11 protein-coding genes are annotated in these 12326 nt (G+C 72.2%); 1 reads left to right on the forward strand and 10 read right to left on the reverse strand.

Features of this window, described 5'->3' with window-relative positions; translation table 11 throughout:
• The first annotated feature begins 16 nt into the window (after positions 1 to 16).
• Positions 17 to 721, forward strand: a complete 705-nt coding sequence (locus N5I75_RS07235; RefSeq protein WP_476675497.1) for a nucleotidyltransferase domain-containing protein — start codon at positions 17 to 19, stop codon at positions 719 to 721.
• Here the strand turns inward: N5I75_RS07235 and N5I75_RS07240 are convergent.
• The 10 genes from N5I75_RS07240 to N5I75_RS07285 all read right to left on the reverse strand — a co-directional run bounded on the left by N5I75_RS07240 (position 718) and on the right by N5I75_RS07285 (position 12291).
• The gene (locus tag N5I75_RS07240) at positions 718 to 1749 is read right to left on the reverse strand and encodes an ADP-ribosylglycohydrolase family protein (protein WP_476675498.1); all 1032 of its coding nucleotides are present in this window, start codon (positions 1747 to 1749) and stop codon (positions 718 to 720) included. The two genes, N5I75_RS07235 and N5I75_RS07240, sit on opposite strands and share 4 nt — an antisense overlap.
• The gene (locus N5I75_RS07245) at positions 1746 to 2495 is read right to left on the reverse strand and encodes an NUDIX hydrolase (protein WP_476675500.1); all 750 of its coding nucleotides are present in this window, start codon (positions 2493 to 2495) and stop codon (positions 1746 to 1748) included. The genes N5I75_RS07240 and N5I75_RS07245 overlap by 4 nt, the downstream gene beginning before the upstream one ends.
• 79 nt (positions 2496 to 2574) lie before the next feature.
• On the reverse strand, positions 2575 to 3732 hold the full coding sequence (locus tag N5I75_RS07250; RefSeq protein WP_476675502.1) for a pseudouridine synthase: 1158 nt from the start codon (positions 3730 to 3732) through the stop codon (positions 2575 to 2577).
• Between the two features lie 12 nt (positions 3733 to 3744).
• Positions 3745 to 4431, reverse strand: coding sequence for an SMC-Scp complex subunit ScpB (scpB, locus tag N5I75_RS07255; RefSeq protein ID WP_476675503.1), 687 nt, complete (start codon positions 4429 to 4431; stop codon positions 3745 to 3747).
• Positions 4428 to 5426 carry a segregation and condensation protein A gene (locus N5I75_RS07260; RefSeq protein ID WP_476675505.1) on the reverse strand — a complete coding sequence of 333 codons (999 nt, stop codon included), beginning with the start codon at positions 5424 to 5426 and terminating at the stop codon, positions 4428 to 4430. The genes scpB and N5I75_RS07260 overlap by 4 nt, the downstream gene beginning before the upstream one ends.
• Before the next feature lie 27 nt (positions 5427 to 5453).
• The gene (locus N5I75_RS07265; RefSeq protein ID WP_476675507.1) at positions 5454 to 6041 is read right to left on the reverse strand and encodes a hypothetical protein; all 588 of its coding nucleotides are present in this window, start codon (positions 6039 to 6041) and stop codon (positions 5454 to 5456) included.
• Positions 6026 to 7228: a ParA family protein gene (locus tag N5I75_RS07270; protein ID WP_476675509.1), complete on the reverse strand. Its 1203-nt coding sequence runs from the start codon at positions 7226 to 7228 to the stop codon at positions 6026 to 6028. The genes N5I75_RS07265 and N5I75_RS07270 overlap by 16 nt, the downstream gene beginning before the upstream one ends.
• A gap of 355 nt (positions 7229 to 7583) precedes the next feature.
• Complete coding sequence (gene ald, locus N5I75_RS07275) at positions 7584 to 8699, reverse strand: alanine dehydrogenase (protein WP_476675510.1); 1116 nt, start codon at positions 8697 to 8699, stop codon at positions 7584 to 7586.
• 145 nt (positions 8700 to 8844) lie between these two features.
• Positions 8845 to 10938 carry a tetratricopeptide repeat protein gene (locus N5I75_RS07280; protein WP_476675512.1) on the reverse strand — a complete coding sequence of 698 codons (2094 nt, stop codon included), beginning with the start codon at positions 10936 to 10938 and terminating at the stop codon, positions 8845 to 8847.
• Positions 10939 to 11661: 723 nt separating this feature from the next.
• Positions 11662 to 12291, reverse strand: a complete 630-nt coding sequence (locus N5I75_RS07285) for an NUDIX domain-containing protein (protein ID WP_476675514.1) — start codon at positions 12289 to 12291, stop codon at positions 11662 to 11664.
• Between the last annotated feature and the right edge of the window lie 35 nt (positions 12292 to 12326).

The following is a 12326-nucleotide window of genomic DNA, read 5'->3' on the forward strand; positions in this document are numbered from 1 at the left end:
CCCGTACGCTCCCGGAATGGAACGGGACGGGCTGGGACACGAGCTGGTGCGCGACCGCACGATCTACGCCTGCGTGATGGGCTCGCGCGCCTTCGGCCTGGCCACGGAGGCGAGCGACGTGGACCGCCGGGGCGTGTACCTGGCGCCGACCCCGCTGTTCTGGCGGTTCGACAAGCCGCCGGCGCACGTCGAGGGCCCGGCGCCGGAACAGTTCTCCTGGGAGCTGGAGCGCTTCTGCGAACTGGCCCTGCGGGCCAACCCCAACGTCCTGGAGTGCCTGCACTCCCCGCTCGTCGAGCACCTCACGGACACGGGCCGCGAGCTCCTCGCCCTGCGCGACGCGTTCCTCTCCCGGCAGGCCCATGACACGTTCGCCCGCTACGCGGTCGGCCAGCGCCGCAAACTGGAGTCCGACGTGCGCACCCACGGCGCCCCGCGCTGGAAACACGCCATGCACCTGCTCCGCCTCCTCACCTCCTGCCGCGACCTGCTCCGCACGGGTGAGCTGACGATCGACGTGGGCGCGGAGCGCGAGGCACTGCTCGCGGTGAAGCGCGGCGAGGTCCCGTGGCCGGAGATCGACCGCTGGATGACCCGCCTGTCGACACAAACAGAGGAGGCGGCCCACCGCAGCCCCCTCCCCAAGACCCCGGACCGCACCCGCGTCGAGGACTTCCTGATCCGTACGCGCCGCGCTTCAGCCCTCTCGGTACCTGCTTAGAGCGCGTCCCACTCCGCCCCGTACGCCCTCAGCTCGTCCCGGTGCTCGACGCGCCGCACCCACTCCTTCGGCCAGGCGTCCGCGCCGAGGTACGCGCCCGCGAACGCGCCGGTCAGGGCCGCGATCGAGTCGGAGTCGCCGGAGGTGCAGGCGGCGCGGCGCAGGGCGAGGACGGGTTCGTCGACGAAGAGGAGGAAGGAGAGGAGGGCGGTGGCGAGGGCCTCCTCGGCGATCCAGCCGGCGCCGGTGGCGAGGCAGGGGTCGGTCTCCGGGGACGGGGAGCGCAGGGCGTCCCGCAGGCGGTCGAGGACGGCGAGGCACTCGTCCCAGCCCGAGGCGATGAAGGTTTCGGGCGTCGGTGCGTCGCCCCGGCTCCACAGGTCGCCGAGCCAGCGCTCGTGGTACGTCGCGCGGTTCTCGTACGCGTACGAGCGCAGCAGCCCCACGAGGCCGGTCGGTTCGGCGCCCTCGGCGAGGAGGCGTACGGCGTGCGCGGTGAGGTCGGAGGCGGCGAGGGCGGTGGGGTGGCCGTGGGTGAGCCCGGCCTGCAACTGGGCGGCGCCCGCCCGCTGCTCGTCGCTCAGCCCCGGTACGAGGCCGATCGGGGTGACCCGCATGTTGGCGCCGCAGCCCTTGGAGTGGATCTGGCTCGCGTCCTGCCAGGCCCGGCTCTCGGTCTTGAGCCGCTCGCACGCGCGCAGGCAGGTGTTGCCGGGCGCGCGGTTGTTCTCCGGCGACTGGTACCAGTCCACGAACTCCTCGCGCAGCGGCCGCTCGAACCGCTTCGGCCCCAGCAGCCCCCGCCCCATGCCGGTCCGCAGCGCACGCGCGACGGCCAGCGCCATCTGCGTGTCGTCCGTGATGTACGCGACCGGCCCCGGCAGCTCCATCTCGCGCCAGGGGCCGCACTTGGCCAGGATCGCCGGTACGTCGTTGAACTCGGTCGGGAAGCCGAGCGCGTCCCCCAGCGCGAGCCCGAGCAGGGACCCGGTCGCGGGGCTCGTGGTCAGCGGGGTCGTCGCGGTCATGCGCGGGGTCCTTCCGTGGCGTCCGGCGCGGGCTTGAGCAGGGGCGGGAGCAGTGAGGTCGCGCCGCCGGCCCGGTAGAGCGCGGCGGGTTTGCCGCGGCCGCCGGTCAGCCGGGACGCGCCGGGGATCTGCTCGACGAACCCGGGCGTCGCGAGCACCTTGCGGCGGAAGTTCGCCGGGTCGAGCTCGGTCCCCCAGACCACCTCGTAGACCTGGCGCAGCTCGCCGAGCGTGAACTCGGGCGGGCAGAACGCCGTGGCCAGGCAGGTGTACTCGAGCTTGCCGCCGATCCGGTCGTGGGCGTCGGCGAGGATCCGGTCGTGGTCGAAGGCGAGCGGCCCGTACGCGCCGCGCGCCCCGGGCTCGTACGGCAGCCACGCCGCGCGGGCCGCGTCCCCGCCCCCGTGTGCCTGCGGCGCGTCCGGGACGAGCGCGGCGAACGCGACGGAGACGACCCGCATCCGGGGGTCGCGGTCCGGTTCGCTGTAGGTGCGCAACTGCTCCAGGTGCAGCCCGGCCACATCGCTCAGCCCCGTCTCCTCGGCCAGCTCGCGCCGCGCCGCGCTCTCCGCGGACTCGGCGGGCTCCAGGAACCCGCCCGGCAGCGCCCAGTGGCCCGCGTACGGCTCCTGGCCGCGCTCGACGAGCAGGATCTGCAGGCGGCCCGCGCGGAGCGTGAAGACGGCGAGGTCGACGGTGACGGCGAAGGGCTCATAGGCGTGCTTGTCGTAGCCGTGCATGGCCATGCGACAGCCCCCTCCCTTATTGGTCTAAGCGACTCTAAAGGGAGGGGGCTGTCGCGGACAAGCCCCAGGGCCGGGGTTCCTACAGGTCGACTTCCTTCATCAACATGCCGACCTCGGTGTTCGACAGCCGCCGCAGCCAGCCCGACTTCTGGTCGCCGAGCGTGATCGGGCCGAACGCGACCCGGACCAGCTTGTCGACCGGGAACCCGGCCTCCGCGAGCATCCGCCGCACGATGTGCTTGCGCCCCTCGTGCAGGGTCACCTCGACCAGGTAGTTCTTGCCGGTCTGCTCGACGACCCGGAAGTGGTCCGCCTTCGCGTACCCGTCCTCCAGCTGGATGCCGTCCTTGAGCTGCTTGCCCAGGTCACGCGGGATCGGGCCCACGATGTGCGCGAGGTAGACCTTCTTCACGCCGTACTTGGGGTGGGTCAGGCGGTGCGCCAGCTCGCCGTGGTTGGTGAGCAGGATGACGCCCTCGGTCTCGGTGTCGAGCCGCCCGACGTGGAACAGCCGCGTCTCACGGTTGTTCGTGTAGTCGCCGAGGCACTGCCGCCCCTCGTTGTCCTCCATGGTGGAGACGACACCGGCCGGCTTGTTCAGGGCGAAGAACTGGTACGACTGCGTGGCCACCGTCAGGCCGTCGACCTTGATCTCGTCCTTCTCCGGGTCGACGCGCAGGCCCTGCTCGAGCACGATCTCGCCGTTGACCTCGACACGGGCCTGCTCCACCAGCTCCTCGCAGGCGCGGCGCGAGCCGTAACCGGCGCGGGCGAGCACCTTCTGCAGCCGCTCGCCCTCCTGCTCGGCGCCGGGGAAGGTCTTGGGGAGGTTCACCTTCGGCTTGCCCGCGTACCGCTCGCGGTTGCGCTCCTCGGCCCGCGCCTCGTACTCGCGCGAGGTCGCCGGAACCCAGCGCCCGCGGCTCTGCGCGGGCTGCTGCCCGCGCTTCGGGCCACCCTTGGCGCCGCCGCGCGCGGACGCGCCGCGCCCCGACTTCGGGCCGTCCTGCGTGCCGCCGGGGCCCACGTCGTAACGCCGCTCCTCCGGACGCGGCTTCTTCGGACGGCCGGCGCCGCCCTGCTTGTCGTCGCGGTCGTTGCCGGCACCGCGGTAGTTGCCGCGGCCGGAGCCGCTCCCACCGCGCGGGCCGCCGCCGCTACCGCCGCGGCCGCCGCTGTTGCCACCACGGCTCCCGCCGTTGTTTCCGCTGCTGTTCCTGCCGCTGCTGCTTCGCATCAAAATTTCCGTCTAGTCGGCTGCGTGCTCGGTGTGACCGGTCCGATCGGTGTATCCGGTCCGATCACGGTGGTCGGGACCCGGCGCATCGGGTGCGTCCGGATCGAACGACGGAACCCCTTCCAGCGTCTCGGCCTCGATCGCGTCCGCCTCGGGGAGGAAGGGCGCGAGTTCCGGCAGCTCGTCCAGGCCGCGCAGGCCCATCCGCTCCAGAAAATAGTTCGTCGTCCTGTACAGGATCGCACCTGTTTCGGGTTCCGCGCCCGCCTCCTCCACCAGCCCCCTCTGCAACAGGGTCCGCATGACCCCGTCACAGTTGACCCCGCGCACGGCGGAGACCCGGGAACGGCTGACCGGCTGGCGGTACGCGACGACGGCCAGGGTCTCGAGCGCGGCCTGCGTCAACCGGGCGACCTGCCCGTCGAGCACGAACCCCTCGACGGCCTCCGCGTACGCGGGCCGCGTGTAGAACCGCCAGCCCCCGGCGACCAGGCGCAGCTCGAAACCGCGCCCCTGCACCGTGTACTCGTCGGCCAGCTCCCGCAACGCGTCGGCGACGGCCCGCTTCGGCCGCTGGAGGATCCTGGCCAGGTGCTCCTCGGTGGCGGGTTCGTCCACGACCATCAGGACGGCTTCGAGGGCGGGCCGCAGCGCGAGCCCGGCCACACCGCCCTCGGGGCTCTCGGTCTCCACACTCACTCCTTCTGCCCGGCCTCTTCTGCCGCAGGCACCTCGGGCGCCCGGTCGAACTCGTCGGTCACCACCGGCTCGGCCGCCTCCTCACCGGTCCAGCGCACGAGCAGCTCCCCGAGCGCGGTCTCCTGCTCCAGGGCGACGGCCTTCTCCCGGTACAGCTCCAGGAGCGCCAGGAAGCGCGCGACGACCGTCAGGGTGTCGTCGGTGTCGGCCACGAGCACCTGGAACGTCGCCTCGCCCATCTCCCGCAGCCGCGCCACGACGAGCCCGGCCTGCTCCTGGACGCTGACCAGCGGCGCGTGGATGTGGTCGACGTACACCTGCGGCTTCGGCCTGGGCTGCATCGCCTTCACGGCCAACTCGGCGAACCCCTCGGCACCGATCTTGATGACGACGTCGGGCAGCAGCTCGGCGTGGTGCGGTTCGAGCCCGACGGTACGCGGGTAACGCCGCGCCTCGTCGTCGAGCCGCTCGCTGAAGATGTCGGCGATCCTTTTGTACGCGCGGTACTGCAGAAGCCGCGCGAACAGCAGGTCACGGGCTTCGAGCAGCGCGAGATCGGCCTCGTCCTCGACCTCGGCGGCGGGCAGCAGCCGGGCGGCCTTCAGATCGAGCAGGGTCGCGGCGACGACGAGGAACTCGGTCGTCTGGTCGAGGTCCCAGTCGGGCCCCATGGCCCGGATGTGCGCCATGAACTCATCGGTGACCTTGGACAGGGCGACCTCGGTGACATCCAGCTTGTGCTTGCTGATGAGCTGGAGCAGCAGATCGAACGGCCCCTCGAAGTTGGCGAGCCGCACCGTGAAGCGCCCGTCATCGGCCTCGGCCTCCGCGGGCACCGCTTCCGGCTCCGCGCCGGACTCGGCCCCGGCCCCGGCGCTCTCCGGTTCCGCCACCGCTTCGTCCGGCTCGACCGGCGGAGCCACCGCTCCATGGCCCAGCGCACGCCGTCGGGCGCCCCGGCCGGGCACAGGAGAGGAGGAATCGTTCACGGGCATCACTGCCGGAGGCTACCGCCGAAGCGACTAACGCCCGCGCAGCCGGCGTACGAGGATGCTCGCGTCCCCGCGGGACTCCAGGTCGGCCAGGACCACGGCGACGGCCTCGCGCACGATGCGGCCGCGGTCGACGGCGAGGCCGTGCTCGCCGCGCAGCACCAGGCGGGCGTGCTCGAGGTCCATCAGCTCCTCGGCGGAGACGTACACGGTGATCTTCTCGTCGTGCCGCTCACGGCCGCTGGGGCGCCGGTTGGCAGCGCGGGAGCGGCGCCGGGCGGCGGCGGTCGACCCACGGCCACCGGTGGACTCCTGCGCGGCGCCGGCGCCACGCCGGGCCGGCTTCTCCCCGGCCTCGGCGGCGGCGCGATTGCGCGAGCCGGCCTCGGACTCGGCCTCCGCGGCCGTGTGCTCGGCGGCGGGTGCGGACGCGGACGCCGTCTCCGGGTCGCCCTCGTCGGCGGAGGGCGAGGCCGCTGCCTCGTCGCTCTCGCCGGCCGGGCCCGGGACCCGCGCCTCACCGTTCGCCGGGCGCCGTGGCGACGACGCCTGCAGTGCCATTCCCCCGGTCGTACGGAACAGTTCGTCGGCCCCCGGCAGACTCACTCGGCGTGACACCGGGCGAGCACCTCCCTGGCGAGCTGGCGGTAGGCCGCGGCACCGACCGAGTTCGAGGCGTACGTGGTGATCGGCTCACCGGCGACCGTGGTCTCCGGGAAGCGGACCGTGCGCCCGATGACCGTGTGGTAGACGTGGTCGTCGAAGGCCTCGACCACGCGCGCGAGCACCTCACGGCTGTGCACCGTGCGGGAGTCGTACATGGTGGCGAGGATGCCGTCGAGCTCGAGCTCGGGGTTGAGCCGCTCCTGGACCTTCTCGATGGTCTCGGTCAGCAGGGCCACACCGCGCAGCGCGAAGAACTCGCACTCCAGCGGCACTATGACCTTGTGCGCTGCGGTCAGCGCGTTGACCGTGAGCAGGCCGAGCGAGGGCTGACAGTCGATCACGATGTAGTCGTAGTCGGCCATGAGCGGTTTCAGGGCGCGCTGGAGCGTGGACTCGCGCGCGACCTCGCTGACGAGCTGCACCTCGGCGGCGGACAGGTCGATGTTGCTCGGCAGCAGGTCCATGTTGGGGACCGCCGTCTTGAGCAGGACCTCGTCGGCGGACATGCCCCGCTCCATGAGCAGGTTGTAGACCGTGAGGTCGAGCTCCATCGGGTTCACACCCAGGCCCACCGAGAGGGCGCCCTGCGGGTCGAAGTCGACGAGCAGGACCCGGCGGCCGTACTCGGCGAGCGCGGCACCCAGGTTGATGGTCGACGTGGTCTTGCCGACGCCGCCCTTCTGGTTGCACATCGCGATGATCTTCGCGGGGCCGTGGTCGGTCAGCGGTCCTGGAATCGGGAAGTACGGCAGCGGGCGCCCGGTGGGGCCGACGCGCTCACGGCGCTGCCGGGCAGCGTCCGGGGCAAGCGTGGCCGCGTACTCGGGGTCCGGCTCGTACTCGGCGTCGGGGTCGTAGAAGTGCCCCTCGGGGGACAGTTCGTCGTAGTCGGCGAAGTGGCTGTGTGTGTCGCCGCTTCGGTCGCCGGCCATGGCGTTCACGTGATGGCCATCCATGCTCTGGTGTGCTGTCTGCGTCGGCTGCTGCTGGGGGCTGCTCGGCTGCTGCGGGGGGCTGCCCCGGAAGCCGCTCTGTTGGGCCGCGAAGGTACGCACAGCTACGGAGCCGACAGCTTGAAGCCCCGCGGGTCCCTGTCCGCCTGGCTGGGCACCTCCGGGAGTAAATGTCGACTCATTCACAAGTCGTCTTACCTCCTTGGATGTGACCAGGAACAATTTATCGATAGGTCAGCGTGGCACCATGCCGACGGTTGGCGACTCTATGGCGTGTCACCGCTCCGCAGCAACACAATCCGCCGTACCCGGCACGATGTGTCGGCGCTTCAGCGACAAAGCAACACCCTCATGTCAAGGGCGTACGGCGGTTCTTCGGCGCGTTTCGCGGGGGCGCGAATCGGCTAAAGGGTTACGTTCAAGGCGAGTTGACCAAGTCCGTACCCATGCGCCTACGGCCGGACCCCTGGCAAGGTCCGGCCGTAAGCGTGAGATTGACGACTTTTGTTGACGCCGCCACTGGACGTCCCCTCGGTCGGTCCTAGCCGAGCAGCGTGTCCAGCTCGACGTGGTCCAGGCCGTGAGCCTCCGCGACCTCCTTGTAAACGACCTTGCCGTCATGCGTGTTGAGGCCCAGCGCGAGGGCGCGGTCGCGGCGCAGCGCCTCGGCCCAGCCGCGGTTGGCCAGCTCGACGATGTACGGGAGCGTGGCGTTGGTCAGCGCGTACGTCGACGTGTTGGGCACGGCGCCGGGCATGTTGGCGACGCAGTAGAAGACCGAGTTGTGGACCGGGAAGGTCGGCTCGGCGTGCGTGGTCGGGTGCGAGTCCTCGAAGCAGCCGCCCTGGTCGATCGCGATGTCGACAATGACACTTCCCGCCTTCATCCGCGAGACCAGCTCGTTGGTGACGAGCTTCGGCGCCTTGGCGCCGGGGATGAGAACGGCGCCGATGACGAGGTCGGCCTCCAGGCACGCCTTCTCCAGCTCGAAGGCGTTGGAGACGACGGTCTGGATCTTCGTGCCGAAGATCTTGTCGGCTTCCTTGAGCTTGTTGATGTCCTTGTCGAGCAGGGTCACGTGAAAGCCCATGCCGATGGCGATCTGCGCGGCGTTCCAGCCGGAGACGCCGCCGCCGATGACGACGGCCTTGCCGGCGAGGACGCCGGGGACGCCGCCGGGCAGCACACCGCGGCCGCCATTGGCCGCCATCAGGTGGTAGGCGCCGACCTGCGGGGCGAGCCGGCCCGCGACCTCGGACATCGGGGCGAGCAGCGGCAGCTGGCGGTTGGCCGTCTCGACCGTCTCGTACGCGATCGCGGTCGTGCCCGACTCCAGGAGCGCGTCGGTGCACTCCTTGGACGCGGCCAGGTGCAGGTAGGTGAAGAGCGTCTGGTCCTTGCGGAGGCGGTGGTACTCCTCCGCGATCGGCTCCTTGACCTTCAGGAGCAGGTCGGCGGTGGCCCACACCTCGTCGGCGGTGTCGAGGATCTGCGCACCCGCGGCGACGTACTCCGCGTCCGGGATCGAGGAACCCACACCGGCGTTCTGTTCGACGAAGACCTGGTGGCCGTGGCGCACGAGCTCGTGCACACCGGCGGGGGTGATGGCCACCCGGAACTCGTTGTTCTTGACCTCGCGGGGGATGCCGACCTTCATCGTCGATCACGGTCCTTGGCTCAGGGGATATACCGGTCATTGCACTGCATACCAGTGCGCCGAAGGACACACCGGGAGACGCCACGGAAGCACGCGGCGGAGCCAGTCTAATGAAGGTTTTCGAGCTGTCTAGCCTTTCGATACATCAATCTTCCGGTGAAGCACTACGGATTTCGCAGGTGTTAGCCGCATGTTCCGAAGGGTTTGCTTCCGGAGCACCGCCTACGGCGGGCCCGGCCGCCTCCTCTCCCAGCATGCGCTCGGCCGCACCCCGGTGCAGCTTGGCGGCGGCCGGGTCGCCGAGCCGTTCGAGGGTGTCGGCGAGCCGCAGTTGGAGCGCCGCCTGCAGCCGTACGTCCTTGGCCCGCCGCGCCCAGTCGGCCGCCTCCTGGCAGGTGCGCAGCGACTCCTCGGGCCGCCCGGCGTACTCCTGCACCCGGGCCAGTTCGCTGAGCGCCCGTGCCTGCGCGGGCACGTCGCCCTCCTTGCGGTACCCGGCGACCGCCGAACGCCAGCCCCGCAGCGCCTCGCCGTAGCGCCCCGCGTACGTGTGGACGGTGGCGATCCGCCCGTGCAGCCGCGCGGCGTCGCCCCGCTCACCCCGCGCGAGCCGCTGCGCGAGGGCCCGCCCGTACCAGTCGGCGGCCCGGTGCCAGTCCTCCAGCTGCTGGTACGCACCGCCTACGGATTCCATCGCGCGGCCGGTGGCGTACGGGTCCTGCGCGGCGCGCCCGGCGTCGAGCGCGGTCCGGTAGCGGGCGAGCGCCTCCCGCGTCCGGCCGGTCCCGGCGTCCAGGTCGCCGAGGTTGAGCAGCGCGGCGGCCTTCTCCCTCGGCAGGTTCCGCCGCTCGGCGACATCGAGGACAAGGCCGTGGATCGCGTACAGCTCGGGGGCGGCGGCCTCGGTGCCCCGGTGCGCGACCAGGGCGCGCACCAGCGCCGCCATCAGCCGCCGGGCCAGGGTGTCGAGGTCGCCGTCGGCCACGGCGAGCCGGGCCGCGGCGAGCAGCGCGGGCAGCCTGGCGTGCAGCCACTCCGCCGCCGCCCCCGGGTCGGGGAAGCGCAGGGCGCTGGGCAGCCCGGCGAGCTTCTTGCGGGCCGGGCTGTCGGCGGGCTCGGTGACGGCGCGGCACGAGGTCAGCAGGCGGACGGTGCGTTCCAGCATGCGGGCGCGGGCCAGCTGGAGTTCGCCGGGCCTGTCCTGGGTCTCGGTGAGCCCGCGCAGCAGCGGGATCAGGCAGACCGGCAGCTCGTACTGCGGCAGCCGGGTGCCGACGGCCCGGACGAGCCCGAGGGCGGTGAAGTCGTCCAGCGTGGCGCGGGCGGCGGAGACCGAGCAGCCCGCGAGCGCGGACGCGGTGTGCGGGTCGACGTAGCCCTCGGGCGCCAGGGACAGGTACCGCAGTATGCGGGCGGCGGGTCCGGGCAGGCCGGCGTAGGCGTGCCGGAAGACGCGGACGAGGGCGGGTCCCTCCCCGGCGTCGTCGGCGGCGTGCAGCTGCCTGGCGAGGTCGGCGACGGACTCCTTGGGCCGCCGGGCGAGCCATCCGCCGGCGATCTGCAGGGCGGCGGGTTCCCCGGCGCACAGCTCCACCAGGGCCTCGGCCGAGCGCGGGTCGCAGGTGACGCGGACGGAGCCGATGTGCGCCGTGAGCAGTTCGAGCGCGGACTTGGTGTCGAGCCCGCCGACCGTGCAGGGCCGTACGTCCGGGATCCCGGTGAGCGGGCCCTCGGCGACGGCGACAACCAGACAGTCCGGTGTGTCCGGGAGCAGGGGGTCCACGTGCTCCGCGTCGCCCGCGTCGTCGAGCAGCAGCACGACACGGCGCACCGAGAGGCCCTCGCGCAGCCGCTCCGCCAGGTCGTCGGCCGACTCTCCCGCGGGGGCGGGCAGTTCGAGCGCGTTCAGCAGGTCGCGGGCGACGCGTTCGGTCGGTACGGGGGTGCCGTCCGGCGCGGTCAGGCGGGTGCGCAGCGCGCCGTCCGGGTACCGGTCGGCGACCTGGCGCAGCAGCTCCTCCGCGAGTGCGGTGCGGCCCGTGCCGGGGCGGCCCGCGATGAGCAGCACTCTTGCGCGGGGTGCTTTTCGGCCGGACAGGGTGTCCAGTCCGGCCCGCTCGATGTCGGCGCGGAGCTCCTTCAATTCCCTGCGGCGCCCCAAGAACTGACGGCCCGTCACGCCACGAGGGGACGGCCCGACCGCCGTCTCGTCGTCCGATTCGACCGCCTGATCCGTCACGGGCCACGCTCCGTCTCACCCTGCCCCTCCGGGGGTCGGCGGGGGCGGTCCCGAGCCTAGTTCAGGGTGCGGGTCCGTCTCCGGCGAGCGCCGCGCCAAGATCGCCCGATCGGATCAGCGGATGGTCGCACTTAGCGGTGGGCTCCGCCGGGTGGGGGGTATGAGGTGTGCGCCGGGCGGGGCGAGCGCGGCGGGTCGTGCCGGGCGGGGCGAACGCGGGTCCGTGGCGGGGTGCGCCGGGGGGGGCGAATGCGGCGGGTCGTGCCGGGCGGGGCGAACGCGGGTACGTGGCGGAGGGCGCCGGGCGGGGGCGAATGCGGGTATGCCGTGGGCTTCATCGCGAGTGGCTGCGTGCGGGTGCGCCGTGGCTGGTCGCGCAGTTCCCCGCGCCCCTGGAATGCGCACTCCGTGCGCCATTCCGTCCGGCCGTCCGCCACGTGCCGCACCATCGTGGTTGCTCGCGCAGTTCCCCGCGCCCCTGAGATGCGCACTCCGTGCGCCATCTCAAGGCGCGTCGCTCGGGGTGCGTCGCTCGGGGAAAGGCGCGGCGTAGCCGCAGGCCTTTCAGGGGCGCGGGGAACTGCGCGAGCAACCACGACGAGAGCCGCACCCGCGAAACCGCAGAAGCCCTACGGCGGCCAGGCGTCGTCAGGGGCGCGGGGAACTGCGCGATCAGCCACGACGAGAGCCGCGCTCGCGAGGCCGCAGAGGCCCCCGCGGCGCCTACACCTCGAACGGCCGGGCAGGCCACTCCGCCTCGGCCGGCCGCAACCCCTCCACCAACCCCTCCGCCCGCGCCGCGCTGAGCGAAAGCACGCCCACCACAAGGCAGTTATTGTGCAGCTCCCCCCGGAGCACCCCGGAGACCAGGTCGGCCAGAGGCACCCGCGCGAGCTCCATGTCCGCCTCCTCGTCCTCCACCTCGAAGCGGGCGCCCTCCGCCTCGGAGAGACCCCGCGCGAGGAAGACGCGGACCGCTTCGGAACAGCCGCCCGGGGTGGTGTACACGTCGGTGAGGACGCGCCAGTCCTCGGCCTTGACGTGCGCCTCCTCGTACAGCTCGCGCTGCGCCGCATGGAGCGGGTTCTCGCCGGGGACGTCAAGCAGACCCGCCGGGATCTCCCACAGCTTCATGCTCACAGGGTGGCGGTACTGCTTCAGGATCAGGACCCGGTCCTCGTCGTCGAGGGCGAGGACGGCGACGGAGCCGGGGTGCACCTGGTAGTCGCGGCGGGCGACCGACCCGTCGGGCATGACCACGTCGTCCGTGCGCACGGAGGTCTTGTTCCCGACGAAGGGGGTCTCGGTGGCCCGGACCTCCCACTGCTCAGGGGTGTCTTCGATCGCAGTCATTCGCCACGTCCTCCCACGTACGCACACAAAAGAAA

The organism is Streptomyces sp. R818 (assembly GCF_056172735.1).

Coding starts and splice junctions, on each gene's coding strand:
- N5I75_RS07235 (WP_476675497.1), top strand. CDS start 17: ATGGAACGGGACGGGCTGGGACACGAGCTGGTGCGCGACCGCACGATC.
- N5I75_RS07240 (WP_476675498.1), bottom strand. CDS start 1,749: ATGACCGCGACGACCCCGCTGACCACGAGCCCCGCGACCGGGTCCCTG.
- N5I75_RS07245 (WP_476675500.1), bottom strand. CDS start 2,495: ATGGCCATGCACGGCTACGACAAGCACGCCTATGAGCCCTTCGCCGTC.
- N5I75_RS07250 (WP_476675502.1), bottom strand. CDS start 3,732: ATGCGAAGCAGCAGCGGCAGGAACAGCAGCGGAAACAACGGCGGGAGC.
- N5I75_RS07260 (WP_476675505.1), bottom strand. CDS start 5,426: ATGCCCGTGAACGATTCCTCCTCTCCTGTGCCCGGCCGGGGCGCCCGA.
- ald (WP_476675510.1), bottom strand. CDS start 8,699: ATGAAGGTCGGCATCCCCCGCGAGGTCAAGAACAACGAGTTCCGGGTG.
- N5I75_RS07285 (WP_476675514.1), bottom strand. CDS start 12,291: ATGACTGCGATCGAAGACACCCCTGAGCAGTGGGAGGTCCGGGCCACC.